Genomic DNA, 26,102 nt, shown 5'->3' on the forward strand with positions numbered 1-26,102 from the left:
ACAAACTCCAACTACGCACTATTGCCCTAAGCTTTCCCCTTTTGCGGAAAAGGTAAGCAGGCTTTCAATTTTTCAACCGTAAATCCTTCGAACCCAGGAATAACCAGATCGGCAAAACCCAAGGTTTCCTGATCTCCAATTCCAACGCTGTACATATTGGCATTTTGGGCCGCCTCAATTCCGGCAATAGCGTCTTCAAATACCACACAATTCTCTGGCAAAACACCCAATTTTTCAGCGCCTTTCAGGAATACTTCCGGATTAGGTTTAGCTTCCGAAATGGAATTACCATCGACAATGGCATCAAACATTCCGGAGAGCTGAATACGTTCCAGAATCATCGGAGCATTTTTACTGGCCGAGCCCAATGCAATCCCGATTCCGGCATTTCTTAATTCCTGAAGAAATTTCTCCACTCCCGGCAACGTTTCTTCGGGCGTCATCTTTTCGATGTAACATACATAAAGCGTGTTTTTCTTTTCGGCCATCGCCAGCTTTTCTGGTTCTGAAAACTGTAAACCACCGATTTCAAGTAAAATATCGAGCGACTGCATCCGGCTAACGCCTTTCAACCGTTCATTATCTTCGAGAGTGAATTCAAATCCCAGTTCTTCGGCCAAAGCCTTCCATGCAATAAAATGGTATTTGGCTGTATCCACCACTACCCCATCCAAATCAAACAGACAAGCTTCAATCATTATCAAATTTATTTTTGATCAACATCATCGACAAACATTACACTCGCAGCGGCAATCAGCAATGAAGCGCCACCTAAAATCAGGGCATAAATGGCATGCCCGTGAAACAAAACTTTGGTAAAAAACCCCAAAATACTGGCAGCCAAAATCTGCGGAATCACAATGAAAAAGTTAAAAATTCCCATGTAAGTTCCCATTTTCTGAGCGGGCAGCGATCCGGTAAGAATGGCATATGGCATCGATAAAATGCTGGCCCAGGCAAATCCCACGCCCAACATCGACACAACAAGCATATGCGGATCTTTCACGATGTAAAACGAAGCCAATCCAATTCCACCACAAACCAGTGCAATGGCATGAGCCATTTTACGGCTGGTCCATTTGGCCAATACCGGAAGTAAAAACGCTACCAAGGCGGCAAAGCCATTGTAGGTTGCGAACAGAATTCCTACCCAATTGGCGCCTTCGTTGTACAGAGCCGAAGCAGTGTCGCTGGTTCCGTAAATATGACTGGTAACTGCCGAAGTGGAATAAATCCACATGGCAAACAAAGCAAACCAAGAGAAAAACTGTACAACTGCCAATTGTTTCATGGTTTTGGGCATGTTCATCAAATCGGTAATTACTTCAACTAACCCGTTATGCACCAATCCTTGACGGGTGTACCAGGCCGAAATCAGTAAAATCAATCCGAAAGTACCAAGACCAACCGAAAGCACATACAATTCTTTCTCCCAGCCCATCTGGAGGATTAGCAAGCTTCCCAGAATTCCGGTTACCAGAAAAATTAAACCATTCCGGATAAAACCCGGTAACAGGTTGGCTGACGAAATAATTGGATGTTCAACTGCATTTGACGACTGCTTTTTCTCGGCTTCAAATTCGGCGAGGTCTTCAGGCGGATATTCTTTGGTTGAGAAAACGGTCCAAAGTACAGCTATCAGAAAAACCGCACCTCCGAGGTAAAACGAAAGCTTTACCGATTGTGGAATGCGTTCTCCGGCAACAACCTCGTTCGACACATTAAACCAATTGGTAAAAATCCAGGGAAGAGCCGAAGCCACAACCGCACCTGTACCGATAAAGAAACTCTGCATGGCAAACCCAGTTGTTCGCTGCTCGCTTGGCAGCATGTCGCCAACAAATGCACGGAAAGGTTCCATCGAAACATTGATCGATGCGTCCATCATCCAGAGCAGTCCGGCGGCTATCCACAAAGTGGGCGAATTGGGCATGATCAATAAAGCCAACGATGCCAGGATGGCTCCAACCATAAAATATGGCCGGCGACGCCCAAAACGATTCCAGGTTTTGTCGCTCATATGTCCAATAATCGGCTGGATGATTAAGCCGGTTACCGGAGCGGCAATCCAAAGAATCGGTATGTCGTCAACTTTGGCGCCAAGTGTTTCGAATATCCGGCTGACATTGGCATTTTGCAAGGCAAAGCCAAACTGGATACCCAGAAAACCAAAACTCATGTTCCAGATTTGCCAAAAACTTAAAGCAGGTTTCTTCTTCATTTGGTTTATTTTTAGATTTAAGACGCAAGATAATTTGATTAACGATTAATGATTAACCGTTTAAGATATAAGTTTATACCCAATCAAAAACCGATGCCACGAAAATGGGCTTAACACTTTAACCTGAAATCGAAAAATATCAGTCTAAAAACATCATCTAATGTTTGGAATTAATCGAAGCGATCCCGAAACTCATTTCAGGAAGCCAAATGAAGTATGTTTTGGAATTAACAGAAAACGGAATTAACGATACAAATATAAAGAAGCTTTTTTGAATAATCCAAATCTAAAATTTGCCAGAAACCTTATCTGACAAGCAAAACAGAGACTCTTAGAACAAAAAACCGCATTGCAAACGTTTGCAGCAAAGAACACAAATTTTCAATTAATTTGAATTTATTCTTTCTCCGAACTTCCCCTTACAATCAAATCGGCTCTTAAAACTTTAACTTCAGGAACATATTCATCTTCATCGGATAATATTCGGTGGAAAAGCATTTCGGCCGCAGTGGTTCCCATTTCGTAACCATGTTGGTCGACCGATGAAAGATGCGGATCGGTAATTCCGGACAAATAGCCATCGCTAAAACCAACAATCGAAATTTGATCTGGAATTTTATATCCTCTTTTTTGGATTGTTTGCATGGCACCTATAGCCGTCATGTCGTTCACTGCAAATATTCCATCCGGAACATTTCCTGCATCCAACATATGTCCAACTGTATTCCGGGCTTTTTCAAATGTATCAGCTTCAATAATCAGCCGTTTATCAATAGGTAAACCGGCCTCCGTTAGCGCATTGAGATAGCCCTGAAGTCGGTCGCGGCTAATAACCAGGCCTTGAGGGCCAGCAAAATGCGCAATCCGCTTGCATCCGGTTTCAATCAGGTGGCGGGTGGCATTGTATGAAGCATCTATATCGTCAGTGATAACCAAATCAGCACTAATTCCCGGAGCAATACGATCAAAAAATACCAACGGAATTCCACCTTCCTGCAAATTCACAAAATGATCGAACGAATTGGTCTCCTTTGAAATAGAGATTAAAATTCCATCAACACGGTGCGAAAGCAAAGTCTTTGCATTGGATACTTCTCGCGCAAATTTTTCGTTCGACTGACAAATAATAACGGTATAGCCTTTTTGTGAAGCAACATCTTCAATTCCGCTGATTACTGAAGAGAAAAAATAATGAACGATTTCTGGAATCATTATGCCGATAGTGTTGCTACGGCTGTTTTTCAGGCTTAAAGCCACAGCATTGGGCTGGTATTTCAGCTTGCTGGCAAGTTCATTTACCGCCTTCTTGGTATCAGTATTAATATCCGGATGATCCTTCAGCGCTCTGGACACAGTAGAAGGCGAGATCCCTAGTATTCGCGCAATATCTTTGATCGTGATCTGATTACTTCGCATAATCTGGAATAACTTTATTGGTCTTTTTAAAATTATATCCTTAAAGATACAACTTTATTTTTATGATCAAACTGGCCGTTAAAATGCTTTTAAAGCATCAAACGTTACCCACCAGTTACTACCTGTTTTATAACACTTCGAGTGCAAACGACACCGCAAACGATTGCAGAAAAAGGATTATAACATTTTTTAACAATCAATTTACAGAAACTTTACTTTGGTCTCGGAATTAATTTTTTTCGAAGTATTTAACGGAAAACACTAACGAAATTGACAAAAAATTGGAAAAATGTATCTAAAAACGAGTATTTGAACCAATAATTATTAAAACATGAGGATTATTCGCAAAAACCTAAATGTATTAATATTGATGCTTTCGCTTTTGCTTGGAAATTATGCAATGGCTCAGCAAACAGTATTAACTGGTAAGGTGACCGATAGCTCATCGGGAGAAACTTTACCGGGTGTTTCTATTGTTGTGAAAGGAACAACTAACGGAACCATCACGAATATAGATGGAAACTTTACCCTTAGTGTAAAAAAGGGTGATGTCATTCAATTTTCTTTTGTTGGTTATAAAACACAAGAAATTTTAGCTGACGGACAAAAAAATCTGACAATTGCAATGGCTGTTGACCGTGCTGAGTTGGATGAAGTAGTTGTAATCGGATATGGACAAGTAAAGAAAGCCGATGCAACAGGTTCGGTAAGTACTGTAAGTTCGAAAGACTTTAACAAGGGAGGCGTTTCCTCTCCACAAGATTTAATTGTAGGTAAAAGTGCCGGTACAGTAATTACATCAGCTGGTGGCGCTCCCGGAAGTGGAGCAACTATTCGAATCAGAGGAGGCTCCTCCATGTCGGCCAATAACGACCCGTTAATTATCATTGATGGATTTCCAGTAAGTAACTCCGGAATTTCAGGATTGGCAAACCCCCTTTCTACCATCAATCCGAACGACATCGAAACTTTCACTGTTTTAAAAGATGCTTCGGCAACTGCAATCTACGGATCAAGAGCATCAAATGGGGTTATTTTGATAACCACTAAAAAAGGTGTTACCGGCAAGCCTGTACAAATCGAATACAATGCAACAATGTCTGTTAACACCATTCCTGCTTATATGGATGTAATGTCGGGAGACGAGTTGCGTTCGCTGGCATATGATCTCGCTTCAAAAAGCGCTGTTGGTTTAAGCATGGGAAGTCTTAGCCGCCTTGGAACACAAAATACCAACTGGCAAAAAGAAATCTATCAAACTGCACTTGCTCACGACCATAATGTAAATATCAGTGGTGGTATGAAAAATATGCCATACCGGGTTTCTATTGGATATACCAATCAGGATGGTATTTTGAAAACAACCAATATGGAGCGTTCTACTTTGGCATTGGGACTCAATCCTTCCCTTTTGAATAACCAATTGAAGATTAATATTAATCTGAAAGGAAGTTATACCAAACAAAATTTTGGCGAATCAGGAGCTGTAGGTTCTGCTGTTGCATATGATCCTACACAGCCTGTCAGAAATGGGAATACCAAATTTGGTGGATATACAACATGGATTAACCTTTCGGATGTTTTGGCCGATGGAACAATGGATCCAAACGGTAGTCCAAACCCAATTGGAGTAGCCAACCCGGTTGCCTTATTAAATCAGACTGATAACCGGTCTACTGTACAACGGAGTATCGGAAATGTGCAATTCGATTATAAAATTCCATTCCTTCCAGAACTCCGTGCCAATTTAAACCTGGGTTATGACTATTTCACAACCAAAGGGCACAACAATGCACCAAACGAAGCTGCATTTACCTATAGAAGTGGAATTGGCCGCCTGAACGACTATGATCAGACCGGAAAAACTCAACTGTTAGATTTCTATCTGAACTATGTGAAAGAAATACCATCAATTAAAAGTAAGGTTGACGTTACCGGTGGTTATTCTTGGCAATATTTTTATAAAGACGGTTCATCATTCGTAAGGAATGGCGACGGAAGTCAGGTTTCTGTTGATCGAAAAACTTCTAAATTCATCAATGAAAACTATTTGGTTTCTTTCTTTGGGCGTTTGAATTACACTTTGCTGGATCGCTATTTACTAACATTTACACTGCGCGACGACGGATCTTCGCGTTTTTCGAAAGCAAATCGCTGGGGACTTTTCCCGGCAGCGGCATTGGCCTGGAAAATTAATGATGAATCGTTCCTGAAAAATGTATCGGCAGTTTCAGATCTTAAATTAAGACTGGGATGGGGTATAACGGGTCAGCAGGATATCGGTAATGACTATCCATATTTGCCTGTTTACCGTGGTAGCACTCCAACTGCGCAATACCAGTTAGGAAATACATTCTACAACACGCTTCGTCCAAATCCATACGATGCAAACATTAAATGGGAGCAAACAGCAACCTATAACATCGGATTAGATTTTGGATTCCTGAAAAACCGCATTACCGGTACCATCGATGCTTATAAACGCGATACCAAAGACTTGTTAAACTTCATTCCAATTGCTGCAGGAAGCAACTTTTCAAACTTCCTGACCACCAATGTTGGAAGTCTCGAAAACAAAGGGGTTGAATTTTCAATCACCGGCCAAATTATTGCAAAAAAGGATATGAGCTGGAGTGTAGGTTTTAATGCAGCCTATAACGAAAATAAAATTACCAAGCTGACCAAAACAGATGATCCAAATTATACCGGAGTTGATGTTGGTTTAATTGGTGGTGGAGTCGGAAACTTTATTCAGAATGACCGGGTTGGATTCCCTGTTAACTCATTTTTTGTTTTCCAACAGGTTTATGGTTCGAACGGCATGCCAATCGAAGGACTTTATGTTGATCGTACTGGAAATGGTGGAACAATAACCAGCAATAACCTAAACAAATACCATTATAAAAAACCAGCACCTGATGTAACATTGGGTATTAATTCACGGTTTAGTTATAAGCAAATTGATTTCTCTTTTTCGGGAAGGGCAAACATTGGTAACTACGTTTATAACAATGTAGCCTCAAGTGCTCTTTATACAACAGTCTACAATCAGTCTGGTTTCTTTAACAACATACCGACTCAGGTTAATAACGCGAAGTTTACTAATACTCAGTACTTCTCCGATTTCTATGTAGAGAATGCTTCATTCTTCAAAATGGACAACATGAGTGTTGGATATAATTTCGAAAAGGCTCTTAAAGCTCGGGTAAGCTTTACTGTACAAAATGTGTTTACTATTACCAAATACCACGGACTCGATCCTGAAGTTGATGGTGGTATTGACAACAATTTCTATCCTCGTCCGAGAGTCTTTGTACTTGGCGTAAATCTTACATTCTAACTTCATTAAGAATACGACATGAAAAACAAAAATATAAAATCATTAGCAGTTGTCTTTCTCGCACTAATGTTTACATCTTGTGTTAAAGACCTGGATCTCACACCAAAAGATCCAAATATTATAACATCTCTTACCGTTTACAACACACCACAAGCCTACAAAGAAGGTTTGGCCAAATTGTATGCTACTTTTTCAGTAAGCGGACAACAGGGACCTTCCGGACAACCAGATATTGCCGGGATTGATGAAGGTTTCGGAAATTACCTGCGTCAATATTGGAATGTACAGGAGTTGCCTACCGATGAAGCCGTAATGGCCTGGAACGATGCTTCCATCAAGGACTTTCATTGGCAGACCTGGGCTCCGAATGATGTATTCATCTCAGCTATTTATTCCCGGATCATGTACACAGTGGCTCTTTGTAACGAATACATCAGGGCAACTGCCGATAATACCGACGCTGATATTGTAAAATATCATGCTGAAGCACGGTTTATTCGCGCCCTGGCTTATTCTCATGCCATCGACTTATTTGGGAATCCACCATTTGTAACCGAAGCAGATGCTCCCGGAGCCTTTTTCCCAAAACAAACGACACGTGCCGAGTTGTTTACTTACATCGAAAGTGAGTTGAAAGCAATAGAAAATGAGCTGGGTGCCCCAAGATTTGAATATGGCCGGGCAGATCAGGGTGCTGCATGGACTCTTTTAGCTCAACTTTACCTCAATGCAAAAGTATATATAGGTCAGGACAAGAATACTGAATGTATCGCTTATTGCAACAAAGTAATTGCTGCCGGTTATACATTGGCAAGCAAATACGCGAATAATTTCACTGCCGATAACAATCTGAGTCCTGAAATGATATTTCCTATCACTTGCGACGGACAGAATACTCAGTCTTATGGTGGGATGACTTATCTTATTCATGCTCAAATTGGAGGAACGATGTCGCCGGCAGCATTTGGTGTTGGAGGTGGTTGGGGTGGAATCCGCACAACTAAAGCCCTTGTAAACAAATTTGCCGATAACACCGGAGCTACCGATAAACGTGCAATGTTCTGGTCTGATGGCCAAAAATTTGAAATCAATGATATTGGACAATTTACCGATGGTTGGGCAATAACTAAATTCTCGAATCTCACCTCAACCGGAGCTGCTGCACCCCACGCCCATCCTGACTTTGTGGATACCGACTACCCTGTATTCCGTTTGGCTGACGTGAACTTGATGTATGCCGAAGCTGTACTTAGAGGTGGAACTGGTGGAAGTGCTGCCAATGCATTAACTTATGTGAATGCATTGCGCGAAAGAGCCTATGGCAACACTTCAGGAAATATTACTGCCGGACAGCTGACATTGGATTTCATTTTGGATGAGCGCGCCCGTGAACTCTTTTGGGAAGGACATCGCAGGACCGACTTAATCAGGTTTGGAAAGTTTACCAGTGCAAGCTATTTATGGCCATGGAAAGGAAAAGTTGCTGAAGGAGCAGCAACCCAGAGTTACCGCGACTTGTATCCCATTCCTGCTAACGATTTAGGAGCCAATCCGACCTTAAAACAAAATACAGGTTATTAATCCCTAAAACTGAAGAACAATGAATAAAAAAATATATTTATATCTGACTTTCATTGGGTTAATCGGACTTTTGTTTTCATGTCAAAAGGACGAAACAAAAGCAGTACTGCTCGATAACCCAATTGTACCAACGATTCAAAGTACACCTGATTTGACCTTAAAAAGAGCCAATGGACTGAACGTGCTTGAATTTAAAGGCACTGCTGTTGATCCTGGCTTTCAAGCTTCTGCAACGTATTATCTGGAAGCTTGTGCCAAGGGTACCAACTTTGCCGATGCAACTCTCATTTTAAGTGATAATCAAGATCTATCTATGAAAATCACGGTAGCTGATCTTGATGGCATTTTGCTCAAGAAATTCCCTGCCGATAAGGTTTCCTCGATTGATTTCCGAATCAGATCTGTTTTATCTTTAAGCAGTGGCACCGGATCATATGAATATAGTTCAGCAGCTAAAACTGTTGATGTTACCACTTATGGCCCTCCAACGTTGGCATTAACTGTAGCCGGAAAACTGCAAGGCATCGTATCAGCAGCAGATAATGGTTTATATATCGGTTGGATTTATACCGATGGTACACCTTTCCAATTTACCAACAATGACAATGGTAAAAAATATGGTGGAGTTTTGGCTTCAGGAGATGTATCATGTGCATTAACCGAAAACGGTCCGGCAATTTCGCTTCCTGCCGGAGCTTACAACATGACCGCTGACGTAAATACAGGAGTTATGAAACTGACGATTGCTGATGTTACCATTGGAATAATTGGCGATGCAGTTGGTGGATGGGATAACGATACCAAAATGGTTTACAATTTCACCGACCATACCTGGAATGTGACCAAAACAGTAACAGCCGGAGGTATTAAATTCCGCACTCACAATAGTTGGGCAGCAGTAAATGTTGCATACAATCCTGCCGGTCATGATTTGAATAACCTATACCAAAACGATGGTAAAACTGACAGTCAAAACATTGACGATATAGCTCCCGGTAAGTATAATATAAAACTGTATCTGGAAACAACTCCGATGAAGGTTGTTTTTACTCCAACTAATTAAATATTTACTCATGAAAAGAAAATCATTCTATAGAATATTGGCCATCCTTGTAACTGCGACAATTCTTTTTTCAGCATGTACAAAGGAAACTGCAGATGTCAGGCTTGATCCAACGCTTGCAACCACACAATCGCTGAAAATTACTTCGAGTTCAGCAAATGTTGTGGGCTATGTAATTGCCGAAGGAGATGGTTTTAATGAAAAGGGTATTTGCTACAATACAGCTACCGCCCCAACAGTTGAAAACATGAAAGTGGCTTATACTGGTCAAACAAAAACCGCTACTTTCAATGTTACCCTAACCGGGTTAACTTATGCCACCAAATACTACGCCCGTGCTTATGCAATTGGTCCAAACGGAACCATTTACGGCGAAGAAAGTACATTTACAACTCTACCAGTAGTACCAACACTTACCACTGCCGCAGTGACAGCAGTTACAAGCTTCACCGCTACAGGTGGAGGTAATGTGACTAAGGACGGAGGTGCCAACATTACTGCTCGTGGGGTTTGTTTTGGCCTAAAAACTGCTCCAACGGTTGCCGATGGCAAAACTACCGACGGAACGGGTTTGGGAGCATTTATAAGCTCACTGAAAGGCCTGAAGCACAATACAACCTATTATGTACGTGCTTATGCTACCAATAGCGCCGGTACAGGATATGGCCCTGAAGTAACATTTAAAACCGCAGCCTTACCTGATGCAATTTATGCTTTAGGCGATGGAACAGAAGCCCAATGGGATAATACCAAAGCGATCAAAATTAGCCAAACTGCAACTCCTGGTATTTATGAGGGAATTTTAGTATTGGCACCAGCCAAAAGCATGAAATTTATTCAAACTTTGGGTGCATGGCAACCACAATGGGGTCAGGCAACAGGTCAGGATGCAGGTGTACTAGGTGCAAACTTAGGCGGCGGAAGCGATCCGGATGCCATTACCACTCCTGAAACCGGCGGTAATTACAAAGTAACCGTTGATTTGGGTGCGATGACCTATAAAGTTGTTGCAGCTTATCCATCGGCCTTGTTTATGATTGGCGATGGAGTTGGTGGTTGGGATTGGGCAAGTGTTGATCTCCCGATGATTCCAGTAAACAGCCATCCCAATATGTTCTGGAAAATTGTTTGGATGAATGCTTCCGGTGGGTTCAAATTTGCTCCTCAAAAAGAATGGAAAGACGATTTTGGTTCAACCGGAACTGCAACTGACGGAGTTTACGCCAAAGGTGGAGATAATATTCCCGTTCCTGGAACAGCAGGATATTATATGGTTGTTGTTGATTTGACAGCCAATAAAATAGCCATTGCCGATCCAAAAGTCTATTTGATTGGTAACACTATCGGCTCGTGGGATACCGGCAATGCTGCAGGGTTGTTCACCGTTGATAACGCCAATAGTGTGGTTACGATTACTAAAACCTTAGCTGCCGACGAATTGAGAATGTACGCCTGGCATCCTTGGTTTACCGATTGGTGGCAATCAGAATTTATTATCCTTGATGGAAAACTTGCATTCCGTGGTACTGGTGGCGACCAGAGTCGTGTTACTGTTACTGCCGGATCACATACTGTAAATTTGAATTTCAAAACAGGTGCTGGCGCTATCCAATAAATAAGTTCTTTGGCAAAATAAACTGCCACATGTTTAATTTACCCTGTCAGGACACCAAATGCCTGGCAGGGTATTTTTGATACTCAATATTTCAGACCTGAAACAATTATTGTTATGACCCGCATTGGTATTCTTATTATTGCATTTCTTTTTCCTCTCGGCCTTTTTGCCCAGCTCAGCACAAACCCAGTCCTGCCCATCGACAGTAAGGCTGTAACCATTACATTCGATTCGTCGAAAGATTCAAGGCTTGGCCTTTTTTCAGGAGAATTGTATGCCCATACTGGAGTTTCTATTGCAGGTATTGGCGACTGGAAGCATGTAATCGGAAACTGGAATGACAATGCGATACAACCCAAGCTAACAAACAAAGGAAATGGTATTTACGAATTAGTAATCAATCCCGATATAAATACCTACTACTCAGTCCCACCTTCCGAATTAGTTACAAAAATGGATTTTGTGTTTCGATCAGCAGATGGGTCGAAACAAACCAACGATCTTTTCATCAATGTTTCAACCGAAGATTTACATGTCAACATTACGTCACCTTCACGCATAAACGTGTTCGATAAAAATCAAAGCTTTCAGTTCACAGCTTCATCCACAGCATCGGCTGATCTAAAACTATTCCTGAATAATCAGCAAATTTCTTCTGTAACAGGTACTGAACTTACCCAAACCATGACCATTCCAGATGCAGGAAACTACTGGTTAAAAGCAACAGTGACACAAAATACAACGATTAAACGCGACTCAGTGTATGTCTGCATCCGTGAAACCACTCCAATTGAAGCCAAACCTTCCGGACTTCAAGCCGGAATCAATTATACCAGCGATCAGTCGGCAACCCTCGTTATTTATGCTCCATTTAAAAATAACATTTTCGTAACCGGCGATTTTAACGACTGGCTACCCGACAATGGTTACCAAATGAAGAAAGATGGCGACTATTATTGGCTAACAATCAACAATTTGATTCCGCAAAAAGAATACGTTTTTCAATACCTGATTGATGGAAGCCTGAAAGTAGCCGATCCGTATACCGATAAAGTTTCCGATCCGGATGATAAATACATTTCAACATCAACCTATCCTAACCTGATTTCATATCCTGAAGGAAAAGCAACTGACCGGGCTTCGGTTTTACAAACAGCCCAAACGCCTTATTCGTGGAGAAACAGTTCGTATGCAATACCACAAACAAGCAAGCTCTCGATTTACGAATTGCTTCTCCGCGATTTTACCACTGAAGGAACCTACAATGCCGTTCAGGCAAAGCTTGATTATCTGAAACAATTGGGCATTAACACGATTGAGTTGATGCCTTTCAGTGAGTTTGAAGGAAACGACAGCTGGGGCTACAATCCCAATTTCTATTTTGCTCCGGATAAAGCTTACGGTACGAAAAACGACTTGAAAGCTCTGATTGACGAATGCCACAAACAAGGATTTATCGTGATTCAGGATATGGTTTTAAACCATTCGTACAATTCGAGTCCATTGGCAAAAATGTACTGGAATTCGACACTGAGCCGTCCGGCAGCCAACAACCCCTGGTACAACGAAACATCGCCAAACACGGCTTACAGTTGGGGAAACGATTTCAACCACGAGAGCCAGGCAACCAAAGATTTTGTTGACCGGGTTACCAGATACTGGATGACTGAATACAAAGTTGACGGATTCCGTTTCGACTTTACCAAAGGATTTACAAACACGCCGGGCGATGGCAGTGGGTACGATGCAGCCCGAATTGCTATTTTGAAAAGAATGGCCGATAAGATTTGGGAGGTAAATCCAAAGGCAATTGTTATACTCGAACATTTTGCCATCAATTCAGAAGAGCAGGAATTAACTTCATATGGAAATGGGATGCTGGTTTGGGGAAATGCAAATTCAACTTTTGCAGAAGCGGCCATGGGTTATAATGAATCGAACAAGTCGGACTTCAATTGGGCATCCTATCAGAAAAGAGGCTTTACGAAACCCGGGCTGGTTGCTTACATGGAAAGTCATGATGAGGAACGGCAGATGTTTAAAACAGAAACATACGGTAACTCGTTTGGAACATACAACACCAAAGATCTCAATACTGCTTTAACCAGAAGCCAGCTTTCAACCACGTTTTTTATGTCGTTGGCCGGACCAAAAATGATTTGGCAGTTTGGTGAATTGGGATACGATATTTCTATCGACCAGAATGGAAGGGTTGGCAAAAAGCCAATTCTATGGTCGTATTTCGATGATCCTGAACGGAAAAAGCTATTTGATGTGTATGCTGCAATGCTGCGGTTACGTTCGCAATTTGATGTTTTTACATCAGGAACCGAAACCCTTTCAGTAAATGGTAATTTCAAAAAAATACAACTTAAACTTAACGATCACAATATCAATTTACTTGGCAATTTCGGGCTAGCCGATCAAACTGTTATTCCCGGGTTTCAGCATACTGGTTTATGGTACGAATTCTTTACCGGCGCCGAATTAAACATTTCGGATGTCAGTACAACAATTTTGCTCAAGGCAGGAGAATACCGGTTATACAGCGACAAAAAATTGCCCGAATTTAAAGGTCCACTAACAGATTCTTCAGTAAAATTAAGCAACTCAGATATTCGAATCTTCCCCAATCCGGCAACCGACAGGCTGCAAATTGAAGCTCCTGATGCGATTCAGGAAATCGAACTAATTTCTGCCGATGGTAAAATTCTAAGAAAATTACAACCAAATGCGACTCGTTTTACGTTTGAATTAAACGGGATTAACCGTGGACTATTCTTTGTGAGAATAAAAACAACCCGCCAGATTTTTACCGAAAAAATGATAAAGAACTAATTTGTTCAATCCGGAGCCAACAAACTATTGTACAATAAAATGCGTAATTAAGAATTTCCTTCATAAAAAACAGTGTAACCTAATATTTAATCCGTTACTTTTTATTTAACTTTATACCAAATCATGAACTTAAATATCCGGAAATATGAAAACCATTTTCTTGATTCTGGTTATGGTTATTATGGTTGGTACATTAAACGCTGTACAACCTGCAAGAAAACCATTTATTAAAATGAAGATTGATGGAACGCTCTTAAAAACCGGAGATGTTCTAACTGTTACCCGTGGCCGTAAATTGAAATTAGAGGTTGAGATGGAAGGTGGACGCCGGGATTTTTGTAAATTTCCGGATGCCTATGCTGACATTACGGGCACCGCACAAATTCTTTCGAGAGGCGATAATGGACTTACCTACATGCTCAACGATAAAAAAGCTGAATGGAAACTCCTAAGCGAAAATGTTCAGTTTTCTACCGATGATTTTATAAAAGTTGTGTCTTCTGAAAATCAAAAATCTGCCGAACTTATTGTTTCAAATGAAAAATTTTCGCAATCATTTGTAAAAGCTACCATCAAAGCAATCTGGCAGTTTAGCAGTAGTGATACAACACTTCAGGAAGAAAACATAGCAGTAGCATCTGTCTACCTTAAAATTGCCGGAGCCTCCGACGAATGGTATTTATCAAAAAACATTAAAGTAAGCGGGATAAAAAACGAATTGGTACAGGAAAAATTAATCATGATACAATCAGCATGCGACAGCATTGAAAACGATTTAAATAAGCTTAAGTTTTCAGCTGTTCAGCAAGCAATCCGAAACCTTCAAACCATAACGAATGATCTTAAATCAACTATTGACGAGTTAAAGGCAAGTAATCCCCCCTACCAAATAAAAGTACTTTTTATCGGCCTTCCAAGTGATCAACCATACAGTGATGTCAACCTATTTTCTTTGATTAAAACCAACTGGTCAACTCTGGAATCTTTCTTAAATGAACAAAAACAGGAACTCGCGAAACTACCTGCACAGCCTTCAAGTGAAAGTAAAACTGAGCTTGTAAAATTAATTGGTAATTACGCCAATTGGCAAGCTAAGCTGCCCGATAAAACCTTCGAACACTTGCTGCAGTATATTCCTGATTTAAATATTGATAGCATCCGGATCCCTGAAAAATTTGAACAGATTTCGAAAGGAAAAAATCTAACTGATTATTCGCAAACCTTGAATGATTTCAATGCATTTATTGATCAACGAATTAAGATGATAACCGTCGAGACCCAGGAAATCAATTCGGCCAATTCGCGGATTCAGGCCATTCGTTTGTTCGATGGAATGCTCCGTAGTTTCTTCGCATCCATCAATTGGGCTGAATGGGAAAGTACACGAAAATAATGATGGACTTATTGATGATTTTTTCCCTGATCTGTTTCTGATTCAAACACAAGTTCCCCTCCCAAAACTGTTTTCAGAACCTTTGTGCGAAGAATTGCATCCGTAGGACAATTCATCAAATCGGTATCGAGGACAATAAAATCTGCTTCCTTCCCTATTTCAATGCTTCCTATTCTACCTTCCTCAAACCCTGCTTTTGCAGCCCAAATTGTTTCCGATCGTATAGCTTGTTCACGCGACAGGGCGTTTTCCATTTGGAATCCACCAACTGGCAATCCTTTGGAGTTCGTCCGGCAAACAGAGGCAAAAAAGGTTTTTATTGGGCTGATGTCTTCAATCGGAAAATCGGTACCGTTGGGAAGCCAACCATTCTGCTCAAGCAATTGTTGATAGGCATATGCCGTTTTTAGGCGTTCATTACCCAGTCGCTCATCGGCCCAAAACATATCGGAAGTAGCATGCGTTGCCTGAATCGATGGAATTACCGAGTACTTTCCGAATGAGGCCATATCATCAGGATGTACAACCTGCACATGTTCAATGCGCCAGCGACGATCATTTTTTGCTTTCAGGAATTTGGCATAAATGTTCAGCATAAAACGGTTGGCGCCATCGCCAATGCAATGGGTGGCCACCTGAAATCCGGCATTGTATGCTTTCTGACAAATGTCTTCGTAATACGATGTTTTTTCCATAAGTAAACCACGGTTTCCGGGATCATCCGAATAATCTTCCAACAAATAGGCACCACGCGAACCTAAAGCTCCATCAGCATATAGTTTGATGGTATTTACCTGTAAGCGATCGGTTTTATAAGGGGCACTTTTTAGAAAATATTCCAGATTTTCATTGCTTGGCTCCATCATCGCATTGATTCGCATACAAAGTTCACCATTCTTTTGCAATGAATCGATCAGCAAAATAACGTCCTTTGAAAGGCCACAATCGGTAACCGAAGTCAAGCCAACTGCAAAGCAATTCTTTTGCGCTTCAAGTAATGCTTTTGCTTTCAGCTCTGACGATGGTGAAGGAATTTGCTTAAATACCAATTCTTTGGCATTGTCGATCAGTACACCGGTTGGCTGTCCGTATTTCAACAATACCTCTCCTCCGGAAATGTTTGTTTGAGAAGTTATTCCAGCAAATTCAAGCGCTTTGGCATTACACCAGGCTGCATGACCATCGACACGAACAAGGTAAACCGGAATATCAGGGAACAGTTCGTTTAATCGCTTATTGTCGGGAAATGATTTCTCAGGCCATAAATTCTGATCCCAACCCCGGCCAAGTATCCATTTGCTGCCTGTTCGTCTCTGGTATTCCTGAAGCTTTTGGTAAACACTCTCCTGATCAGCGAGTCCGGCCAAATCGGCATACTGCATCAGATCCATTCCATATCCGTAAAAATGGCAATGTGCATCATTAAAGCCCGGATAAACGGTTTTCCCTTTGCAGTCTATAACCCGATCAGAGACATATTTAGAGGCAATATCATCACTGGAGCCAACTGCAATGAATTTACCATCTTTCACCGCAAAACTTTCGGCAATTGAAAAAGAATCATCAATAGTATAAATCCTGGCATTTGTAACAATCAAGTCAACTTTCATTTTAGGAGCATTACATGAATATAGACTACACAGTGCAATAATTGTGAATATCAAAGTTCGGTTCATCGGAGATTGGTTTTATGCAAAACGAAAATAGCTGATTAATTGGATAGATGCAAAAAACGGCCACCCCAAAGGGCAGCCGTTTCTATTAGATTTGTATACAGAATTGATTAATTATAACCCGGGTTTTGTTGTAGTTGTGGCGCTTTGTTCATTTCGTCACGCGTAATAGGAACCCAATAGAATTTTTTATCTGTGAATGATCTTTGATCTTCCAAATCGGCTTTGTTCGATTTCCAAATTGTGTAACCATTATCGTAATGTTCAATTCTTGTACCGTAAACATTTTCGATAACCTGTTCACAAATCATCCAGCGGCGCATATCGTAGAAGCGATGGCCTTCTGCGAAGAACTCGATGTTTCTTTCATCGCGAACATATTGACGAGCCATAGCCTGATCTGTAGTTACCCTGCTTGGTAATCCAGCACGTCTTCTAACCATGTTCATAGCATCAATACCTTTTTGCAGGTCAGCGCCACCCAGCTCAATACAAGCTTCAGCATAATTCATCAAGATTTCAGCATATCTGAATTATATCCAGGCATTTGTATTTCTGTAATACTGTCCAGCAGTTGCAGGATCAAGTAATTTTCTAAGGTTATAGCCTGTTTTTTGGCCATTCCATGCCTCAATTAAACCTTGACGGGTATCGATTCCACTTTTCCATGGGGTTGCATCGCCAACGTTGTGAAAAAAGTAACTAGTCTGAACTTTGTTTTCTGGTTCAAGTCCGGCTGCATCAGCAGGACGTGCTTGCCATGGTGCTCCATCATAAAGTACACAGGCATAAAAACGTGGCTCACGACCATTGTAAGGATTACGGTTAGGATCGGCAGCTAATTCTTCTGCAGTTGCAGTTCTTACATCCATATCTCCAGGGTTGTATTTGTCCCATTGGAATTTTGACCCATCAGCCATTTCAAATTTTCTTACAGCTTGTTCGGTTGGGTTGTTGTTTCCCCAATTGTGATAACCATTAGGACCAGACCAGATGTTCATGTTATTAACGTTACCTCCTGAAAGCGGATATTCAATGCCCCAGATGGTTTCGCTGTTCCATGCTGCTTTTTGGTTAAATATACTGAAATAGTTGTCAGCATATTTCTGAATATCGGCAGCAGAAAGTGGTGAAGCTGGCTCTGAAGTTGTTCCTACCAAAGAGAAAGTTCCATATTTACCATCCATTACATCCTTTGCTGCATCGCGCGCTTGTGTTAACAAAGCTGTCTGGCTACCTGCAGGGAATGAAATCAGGGTATTCGAAGCTTGTTCAGTCCATCCACCGTTTGTTAGTTTACTGGCACAGAAAAGTAGAACTCTTGATTTTAATGCACCGGCTGCAGCACGGTTTGCACGTCCCTGTTCAACCGTTGCCGGTAAATTATCGATAGCGCTTTGAATATCTTTCAGAATAAAATCAAGCGTTTCTTTAATAGACGATCTCTTGGCTGTAGTAAAGTCATCGTCCAGCTTATACTGAGTATCTTTAAGGACCGCACCCCCATACACCATCATAAGGGTTGAATAATCATAAGCCCTGATAAAATAAGCTTCACCTTTCATCTGTTTTTTAAGCGCATCTTGATTTACAGATGGAACAGCATCGATGTTGGCTAAAATACGGTTGGCATCCTGAATATTGCTGTACAGATTATTCCAGCGCAAATAACCACCCAAGCCATCATTAGTAAAATGACCAAGGTTGTCAGGAGTCATAGTTCCTTTAAGCATAACGAAGTTTGACGGACGGTGGATACAAAGAGTCTGGTCTGTCATATCGGTTAAAATGTCTTCGCGCATTCCCAGAATACCATTATCCGTATTACCACCCATTCTGTCGTAAACTTTGCCCAGGTATGCATTAACAACATTCATGTCTGAAAAAACAAGCTGTTCGTTGAACGTATCAACGGCCTGCTTGTCCAGAACGTCTGTACAAGATACCGCAACCAGAAGTAGTCCTATTGCTGATATATTTAAAAGTATTTTTTTCATATTCTAACTGTTTATACATTAAATTGATAATTAGAAAGTAATGTTGGCACCAATGGCAAACGTTTTCATAGTAGGATATACTCCTGCATTGTTGGTTTCCGGATCCCACTTTCTGGTAGCGCTCCAAATTAATGCAAGGTTATTGCCTGTTACATAAACACTTGCTCTTGATAAACCAATTTTCTGGTAGTATTTCTGTGGAATTACATAGTTCAGTACCACATTCTTCAAACGGCAATAAGCTGTATTCTCCATCCAGTAGGTACTCATTCGAACATCAGGTGACCAGTAAAGGTCATCACGGTTATATGCCCTGGCGATGTTAGTTACAGTGTTGGTTGGTGTCCAACGGTTGTCAAATTGCCATTGGTAATAGTTACCTGCTTCACCGCGACGGTTATCGTATTGGCTGTTCTTTAAGAATTTGCCCTGACCTTGAATCTGAACAGATAATGTAAATGCTTTGTAAGCTACATTAACAGTGGCGCCATAGAACGTTTCCGGTGCATCAACCTTTTCGATTAAAATACGGTCATCACCATCAATTTTACCATCACCTGATACATCTCTGAAAATTACATCACCAGCTTTTGCTCCGGTAACGTGTGGAGTTGCATCAACCTGCGCCTGATCTTTGTAAATGCCAATTGCATCATACATCAACCAAGCTAAATATGATTTTCCTGTAAGTTGCTGCCATGGCACTGCTCTTGCAGGTTCGTCCATAAATACAACTTTATTATGGTTATAACTTATATTGGCGGTTGCATCAATACGCAAATCCTTGTTAACTGCTTTGTGGTAACCACCTTCGAGTTCAAATCCGCGGTTGTCAACAATACCAATATTTTGTTGTGGAAGCGATAACCCTGTAAAGTTAGGAACCGAAGCATCTTTGGTTACCAGGATATTATCCCTTCTTTGGTAGAAGAATTCAGCATTTAAACTGAAAAGACTATTTGCGAATTTTGACTCAAATCCAAGATTATAGGATGTTTGTCTTTCCCATGTAATAAATGGATTGGCAACCGTTGGTGGGCCAACAACAGTTTGGATAGCTCCACCTGTGCCAAATGTCATACCTGTACCAATACCATATTTATCCATGTATTGGAATGGATTTCCAGGGTCATTACCCATCTGGCCAATAGATGCTCTAAGTTTAAAGTAGTCGACAAACGACAGATTAGCTTTCCAGAAATTTTCTTCGGAAGCACGCCATCCTAACAATAATGCAGGAAAATATCCCCAACGGTCAGATGTTGGAAACTTCAACGAACCGTCAGCACGGAACACAACTTCAGCAAGGTATTTGCCTTTATAATCGTATGAAGCACGGCCAATAAATGATTTGCGGGCATAGATGGTAGCAGTCCCTAATATGTTTTGGTCTTTGGCGTTACCTGCATCCATGGTCTGGATAACCGAGGAAATATAATATTTGCGATATGCCTCGAAATAATTCCAGTCGCTTTGGTATTGTTCGTAACCGCCAAACAAAGAAATAGTATGGTCGCCAAATTTCCGGTTGAAATTAGCATTAATCATAGCTGTTTGATTGATGGTACGCTCATACCTTTCAGAGTTCTCAGCAGATGAAAGTCCTCTCAAAGTTGGAGTTAAAGGCATCGAAGTGATAAAACCGTCAGCACCTCTGGTTGCTTGTGACCAGTTTGGGTAGTACAAAGTCCAAGGTTGATAGAATCTTTTGTTGAAGTAATTGGTAATGTCGTAGCTATAATTTCCCGATAAAGAAAGACCTTTTACAAAAGGAACTGTAATAGTTGCATTAAATGTACTTAACAACCGATAGGTTTTCTGGTCATTTTTTCCTGCACTAAAAGTAGAAGTTTCAACTGGGTTGTCGCCATACTCAATGTCTGGTCCAGGATAACGGCCTTCACTTGTTGGCCAGAATGACCAGTTGGTTGGAACCAAACGAGTTGACTGACCAACAATAGCATCAGCACTCTTGTATGGATATTGACGATCAGTCAAGAAACCAGCAAGTTCTACACCTGTTTTTAACCAATCGGTAACTGGCATTTCTATTTTTGTCCTGACGTTGTATTGCTTATACTTAGTTGATGAAGCTTTATACATCGCATCGTCAGTCTTATAACCGAAAGAAACGTAATAACTCATCCCCTTGGCTCCACCGTCAAGAGTAACATTGTGTCTGCTGGTAGATGTCCAGTCTTTAATCAGGTCACCATACCAGTCAGTGTTTGGATGTTCCCATGGATCTTTACCATTTCTGAAAAGTTCGATATCTGCATCCGAATACCTACGGGCTTTACCCTGTGCAACCTGGTATTCCGAAAGCATTGTTGCATAATCAGCAGCATTGGTAACCTTAGGTGTCAAAGTTGGAGTCATAACTCCTTGATAGAATTGGTAACTCAAACGGGTTTTGCCTTCTCTCCCCGATTTGGTCTTGATCAGGATAACTCCGTTTGCAGCCTGAGCACCGTAAATAGCAGCAGAGGCATCTTTCAAAACAGAAAGGCTTTCAATATCGTTAGGGTCGATTTCGTCCATCGAACGTCCGGGTACACCATCAATAACAACTAACACCTGAGGCGCTTTGGTGGCATCATTTGACAAGCGGTCCATATTACCGTTTGCATTAACTGTTGTTCTACCACGAACCTGGATTCTTGGGGTTCCTTGTCCTGGCTCACCAGTTGTCTGCATAACAGTTGTTCCGGGAATCATACCAGAAATGGCATTGGAAACGTTCATTGAAGGAATTGAAAGCAGTTTATCTCCTGTGACAGAGGCAACAGCTCCAACAACATTGGTACGTTTTTGTGTTCCGTAACCTACAACAACAACTTCGTCCAAATCAGTCATTGTAGCTTTTAGGACAATGTCAAGAACTGTATTATCCCCAACAACAACTTCCTGTGAGTTGTATCCCACGAATGAAAAAATCAAAGTTGTTTTTCGACTTGGAACATTAATCGTATAACTTCCGTCCAAGTCAGTAAGGGTACCGGTAGTAGTGCCTTTTACAACAATGTTTACACCAGGAAGAGTTTCGTTGGTGGTTGCATCAGTGATTTTTCCGGAAACCTTGATTTGCTGTTGCATGGAAGTCGTCAACTCAGACACCTCTGCAGTTGGCTGAAGAATAATCTGACGATCCATTACAGTATAACCGACATTTGTTCCGTTAAACAAGCTACTAAGAATTTTGTCGACCTGCTGGTTAGATACGTTAATATCAACCTTTCGTTCAACATCAACTAATTTGCTGTTGAATAGAAAATAGAATTCACTTTTTTCCTCAATCACATTTAACACATCCTTAACCTTTGCATCGTTAAGTTTAAAGCTAAGTTTTGTGTTCTGAGAATAGGAATTTGAAGCAATTCCCTGGAAAACCGTGAGTAATAGGAGATAAAAAGTTAGTCTCATAACTCTAAATGCTTTTGAGTTTAAGGCCAGATAGCCTCGAACTCTGTTTAAAAACAGATTTTTTTTCATACTTTTGGTTTGATTTACAGTTAATAAATTGGCAATATTTATTAATCAATTGGAGAAGAGATGGTTGCAACATTTCTTCTCTTTTTTTATTTCATAATCATTACTATTTTAGGTTCTAAATCATCTCTTATACAATTTGACTTTTGACTTTGCAAATGTCTGATCCTCTTGCTTATTCCGTTCTGAAATTGTGTATCTGATCGGAGCTGAGATCGACAACATTTTTAATACCTGATCAAGACTTTCATCAACAAAGGTTGCAGTATAAATGTAATCTTCAATTTCCTTATCCTCAATATCAAATTCAACATTATACCAACGTTCAAGTTTTTCAACCACCTTGTTCATTTTATCATCTCTGAACATGAGTTTTCCACTTTTCCAGGCAACATATTTTTGCAAATCGGTTTTTATCTTGGTTACCTTTTGATCACTGCTGTTAAAAGTTGCCAATTCTCCCGGAGTCATCAAAACATTCACCGTAGCGCTGTTATTCGTAAGCGAAATTGCCCCTTCAACTAAAACTGTTTGTATCTGATTGTTTTCCGGATAGGCATTACAATTGAAAGTCGTTCCGGAAACAATAATATCCATATTTTTTGCACTAACTATAAATGGCCATTTCTTATTCTTTTTAACTTCAAAATAGGCTTCGCCACTAAGGCTTACCTTACGGTAATTGTCCGCAAATAAAACAGGATAGCTAATTGAACTCCCTGCATTTAACCACACCTGTGTTCCGTCGGGCAAAGTTAAACTTGAACGCATGCCAAGAGGAGTCTCAACTGTATTGTATACTGTTGAAAATTGATTATGGTTCCCTTTTCCCAAATAAAAATAATAGACTGACGCGATAATTACCGGAAGTAGCAATATCGCAGCAATCCGTTGAATCCATCCAAAAACATTAACTTTCTTCTTAATAAATAATTGATCGGATATGGTTTGGTAAGCTTTACGTTCATCAATTTTTTGTACTTTTTGATGAATCTCAAAAAGATTCCACAATCTTTTTTGTTCTGAATAAAGTCTCTGATTTTCAATCGACTGTTTAATCCAATCATCAAGGAACAAATTTTCTTCATCAGAAATCGTTCCCAGCAATCGATTTGCAATCAGTTGATCGATATCAAATTTTTCTTTTTCCACCTAAAATTAATTATACAGATTGTGACTATTAGACGGATTGGAACACAAACACACGTATTCTCATCAATAAAAAAAATAGAGTATCAAAACCGAGATGTAGTCAACAAGTTTAACTCGTAATATTTTAAGTGCTTTGCTAATCTGAGTTTCAACAGTTCGTTTCGAAATATTAAGCTTTTCAGCAATTTCAGCCACCTTGAGGTTTTCGTATCGACTCATCCAGAATATTTCACGACAACGCGGAGCAAGATCGTCAACAGCATTCTGAATTAATTCAGCAAGTTCATTTTTTGTCCAAAGGTCTTCTTCCATAACCAGATGATTGGCGTCAGGAATCCGGTTATCGAACCGGTGCTTTACTTGTTGATTGCGAAGATGGTCTATACAACGGTTTTTTACACATTGTATAAAATAGGAACGGAAAGAACGAATCTCGATACTTTCCCGAGTCTCCCATAATTTCATAAAAACTGACTGAACAATGTCTTCAGATATCGCCGTATCTTTTATAATCTGATCCGCATAAATTACCAACCCCGAATAATAGTAATTGAATACCAATTCGAAGACTCCCTGATTGGAGTTTTTAATGCTCTCAGCAAGGCCGTAATCTGAAATAAGTTTAGTTTCGTTAACCCCCATTTATGTGAAAGGATTAATTCTGCTTGTTAGTTAGATAATTATACATTTTCAAAATGTGAATATACCAAATTTTATATTTTCAGTCTCAGTTAAGTGTAAATCGCACAATTATTTTTTGTATAAATATTACTTCCATTTGATTCTCAATGCAAATGCTTGAACCAAGAATAAACAATTTCCCCATAAAACTACAGCTTAGAACTGAATTTAACTTTGATTGGTTTTTTGTTGATTTCTTCTGAAATAATACGGGGATCGAGATTAACTTTCGACTTAACAAGTTCCGGAATATTGAAAGATTTTAAGAACCGATCGTAAAATAGAGGATCTGACTGAGGTAAAATAAATGGTTTAGAAAAAGTTCCCTTATCATCCATATGCGAAAAATAGGGACTTGTATGCAACCCATCAAAACGGCGGCTGCTAAAAACAAGCCAACGGTTATTTGACGACCAGGTGTGATAACTTTCGGTTTGATCGCTGTTGATTTCGGGTTTCGAAATTTCTTTGGTTTCCAGATTCAACAAATAAATGTCGCTCTCCGGATGCCAGATACTAAAGTTTCCATAATCAGACAGGCAAAACATCGCAAATTTTCCATCAGGCGAAATGCGTGGAAAGGAAACACTCTTTCCGGTCATTGCCGCTCTATAGACAGTATCAACCGCACCAAAGCTGTTTTTCTCCGGATCAAATGAAATTCGAAGCAGATCGTACCTTATATTCATATACTCTTTAGGTGAAAGAGATTTTGCACTACAATAATAAAGCGACTTTCCATCAGGAGACCAGGTTGGAAATGTTTCCAGCCTGCCTTTTGATGAAATTCCCGGGGCAGTAAAAATACTATGCTCCTGAAGGTTGTACACAATAACATCGGACAGGGTATCCAAAACTTCAATTTTCTTATCTGGAATAGCATGAAACGTCTGAACAATCCGGTTCGTCGAAAAAGCGACATGTTTGCCGTCAGGATGCCACGATGGATATACTCCCGGCCCCAATGTGCTATCGGTCTTTGTATCCAGCTTTTCAATTTCGCCATTTTTATAAATGTACGTACCGGCATTATCTGCCCTCATATGAAAGAGCATCGTGTTGTTGTTGTTCATGCAAAACGAATGACAGTTCATGCAATTACCACCACTCATTGTGTTTTCCATGATCGGTGTTTCATCAAAGTTATTTAAACATCGCTGATAAATTCCCATTTTATTCCAGGTCTCAAAACCGGGATCTATTAGGCGATAAACCAGATAATTATCAATTGAATCGGCAGAAACTTTGTTCGTTATCGTATTGTATTTAACCCAGCCATCCGATTTTTTTAAACATATATCTATTGTAAATTCCTGACTATTGGCTTCTTTGAGCAAGCTTACCCATTTGCCTTCAGGAACAGAGATTACGCCATCGCCCGAACTAACGCGAAATACTTCTTTCGACTTAAAACTGTACACGGCAACGTATTTTTCGGCAGGTTCTTTAACGGCAAAATTCAATGGGGCAATATTGCAAGGAATTGTAATTCCGGCATAGTCAGGATAAATAATAGCATTTTGATCTATCTTTTTTGCCCTGGAAATGTCGTCGGTACATGAACCCCAAAAGAGCGAAACCACTAAAATTGAAAGGATGTATTGAAATGATTTGCAACAATTTTTATAATGAATCTGATTCAT

General features: G+C 40.4%; 14 protein-coding genes and 1 pseudogene. 6 read left to right on the forward strand and 9 right to left on the reverse strand.

Annotation, left to right across the window (positions count from 1 at the left end; translation table 11 throughout):
- Positions 1-26 precede the first annotated feature (26 nt).
- From pgmB to AQPE_RS10620, 3 genes are all read right to left on the reverse strand, one after another.
- On the reverse strand, positions 27-698 hold the full coding sequence (gene pgmB, locus AQPE_RS10610) for a beta-phosphoglucomutase (protein ID WP_318351031.1): 672 nt from the start codon (positions 696-698) through the stop codon (positions 27-29).
- Between the two features lie 8 nt (positions 699-706).
- Positions 707-2,221, reverse strand: coding sequence for an MFS transporter (locus AQPE_RS10615; RefSeq protein ID WP_318351032.1), 1,515 nt, complete (start codon positions 2,219-2,221; stop codon positions 707-709).
- Positions 2,222-2,617: 396 nt separating this feature from the next.
- Complete coding sequence (locus tag AQPE_RS10620) at positions 2,618-3,637, reverse strand: LacI family DNA-binding transcriptional regulator (RefSeq protein WP_318351033.1); 1,020 nt, start codon at positions 3,635-3,637, stop codon at positions 2,618-2,620.
- Between the two features lie 331 nt (positions 3,638-3,968).
- On the opposite strand from AQPE_RS10620, the gene AQPE_RS10625 reads away from it, so the two are divergent.
- The 6 genes from AQPE_RS10625 (at position 3,969) to AQPE_RS10650 (ending at position 15,467) form a co-directional block, all read left to right on the forward strand.
- Entirely contained in the window at positions 3,969-6,977 is a 3,009-nt protein-coding gene (locus AQPE_RS10625; protein WP_318351034.1) for a SusC/RagA family TonB-linked outer membrane protein, read from the forward strand.
- 18 nt (positions 6,978-6,995) lie between these two features.
- Positions 6,996-8,558 (forward strand): RagB/SusD family nutrient uptake outer membrane protein, encoded by a 1,563-nt coding sequence (locus AQPE_RS10630; protein WP_318351035.1) that lies wholly within the window; start codon positions 6,996-6,998, stop codon positions 8,556-8,558.
- A 19-nt stretch (positions 8,559-8,577) separates the two neighbouring features.
- The gene (locus AQPE_RS10635) at positions 8,578-9,621 is read left to right on the forward strand and encodes a SusE domain-containing protein (RefSeq protein ID WP_318351036.1); all 1,044 of its coding nucleotides are present in this window, start codon (positions 8,578-8,580) and stop codon (positions 9,619-9,621) included.
- 10 nt (positions 9,622-9,631) lie between these two features.
- Positions 9,632-11,236, forward strand: a complete 1,605-nt coding sequence (locus AQPE_RS10640; protein ID WP_318351037.1) for a SusF/SusE family outer membrane protein — start codon at positions 9,632-9,634, stop codon at positions 11,234-11,236.
- A gap of 114 nt (positions 11,237-11,350) precedes the next feature.
- Positions 11,351-14,074, forward strand: a complete 2,724-nt coding sequence (locus AQPE_RS10645) for an alpha-amylase family glycosyl hydrolase (RefSeq protein WP_318351038.1) — start codon at positions 11,351-11,353, stop codon at positions 14,072-14,074.
- Between the two features lie 145 nt (positions 14,075-14,219).
- On the forward strand, positions 14,220-15,467 hold the full coding sequence (locus AQPE_RS10650; RefSeq protein WP_318351039.1) for a hypothetical protein: 1,248 nt from the start codon (positions 14,220-14,222) through the stop codon (positions 15,465-15,467).
- 8 nt (positions 15,468-15,475) lie between these two features.
- Here AQPE_RS10650 and AQPE_RS10655 read toward each other — a convergent pair whose 3' ends face one another.
- The 6 genes and pseudogenes from AQPE_RS10655 to AQPE_RS10680 form a co-directional block, all read right to left on the reverse strand.
- Positions 15,476-17,143 carry an amidohydrolase gene (locus tag AQPE_RS10655; RefSeq protein WP_318351040.1) on the reverse strand — a complete coding sequence of 556 codons (1,668 nt, stop codon included), beginning with the start codon at positions 17,141-17,143 and terminating at the stop codon, positions 15,476-15,478.
- Between the two features lie 107 nt (positions 17,144-17,250).
- Positions 17,251-19,137: pseudogene (locus tag AQPE_RS10660) on the reverse strand (RagB/SusD family nutrient uptake outer membrane protein).
- 30 nt (positions 19,138-19,167) lie between these two features.
- Entirely contained in the window at positions 19,168-22,560 is a 3,393-nt protein-coding gene (locus AQPE_RS10665) for a TonB-dependent receptor (protein WP_318351041.1), read from the reverse strand.
- A 189-nt stretch (positions 22,561-22,749) separates the two neighbouring features.
- The gene (locus AQPE_RS10670; RefSeq protein WP_318351042.1) at positions 22,750-23,778 is read right to left on the reverse strand and encodes a FecR family protein; all 1,029 of its coding nucleotides are present in this window, start codon (positions 23,776-23,778) and stop codon (positions 22,750-22,752) included.
- Between the two features lie 63 nt (positions 23,779-23,841).
- The gene (locus tag AQPE_RS10675) at positions 23,842-24,420 is read right to left on the reverse strand and encodes an RNA polymerase sigma-70 factor (protein WP_318351043.1); all 579 of its coding nucleotides are present in this window, start codon (positions 24,418-24,420) and stop codon (positions 23,842-23,844) included.
- Between the two features lie 188 nt (positions 24,421-24,608).
- Positions 24,609-26,102: a hypothetical protein gene (locus tag AQPE_RS10680; protein WP_318351044.1), complete on the reverse strand. Its 1,494-nt coding sequence runs from the start codon at positions 26,100-26,102 to the stop codon at positions 24,609-24,611.

The organism is Aquipluma nitroreducens, assembly GCF_009689585.1.
Taxonomy (GTDB): Bacteria; Bacteroidota; Bacteroidia; order Bacteroidales; family Prolixibacteraceae; genus Aquipluma; species Aquipluma nitroreducens.

Bases quoted from the DNA above. Each gene is read 5' to 3' on its own strand.
- pgmB (WP_318351031.1), bottom strand. From the start codon at position 698: ATGATTGAAGCTTGTCTGTTTGATTTGGATGGGGTAGTGGTGGATACA.
- AQPE_RS10615 (WP_318351032.1), bottom strand. From the start codon at position 2,221: ATGAAGAAGAAACCTGCTTTAAGTTTTTGGCAAATCTGGAACATGAGT.
- AQPE_RS10620 (WP_318351033.1), bottom strand. From the start codon at position 3,637: ATGCGAAGTAATCAGATCACGATCAAAGATATTGCGCGAATACTAGGG.
- AQPE_RS10625 (WP_318351034.1), top strand. From the start codon at position 3,969: ATGAGGATTATTCGCAAAAACCTAAATGTATTAATATTGATGCTTTCG.
- AQPE_RS10630 (WP_318351035.1), top strand. From the start codon at position 6,996: ATGAAAAACAAAAATATAAAATCATTAGCAGTTGTCTTTCTCGCACTA.
- AQPE_RS10635 (WP_318351036.1), top strand. From the start codon at position 8,578: ATGAATAAAAAAATATATTTATATCTGACTTTCATTGGGTTAATCGGA.
- AQPE_RS10640 (WP_318351037.1), top strand. From the start codon at position 9,632: ATGAAAAGAAAATCATTCTATAGAATATTGGCCATCCTTGTAACTGCG.
- AQPE_RS10645 (WP_318351038.1), top strand. From the start codon at position 11,351: ATGACCCGCATTGGTATTCTTATTATTGCATTTCTTTTTCCTCTCGGC.
- AQPE_RS10650 (WP_318351039.1), top strand. From the start codon at position 14,220: ATGAAAACCATTTTCTTGATTCTGGTTATGGTTATTATGGTTGGTACA.
- AQPE_RS10655 (WP_318351040.1), bottom strand. From the start codon at position 17,143: ATGAACCGAACTTTGATATTCACAATTATTGCACTGTGTAGTCTATAT.
- AQPE_RS10665 (WP_318351041.1), bottom strand. From the start codon at position 22,560: ATGAGACTAACTTTTTATCTCCTATTACTCACGGTTTTCCAGGGAATT.
- AQPE_RS10675 (WP_318351043.1), bottom strand. From the start codon at position 24,420: ATGGGGGTTAACGAAACTAAACTTATTTCAGATTACGGCCTTGCTGAG.
- AQPE_RS10680 (WP_318351044.1), bottom strand. From the start codon at position 26,102: ATGAATCAGATTCATTATAAAAATTGTTGCAAATCATTTCAATACATC.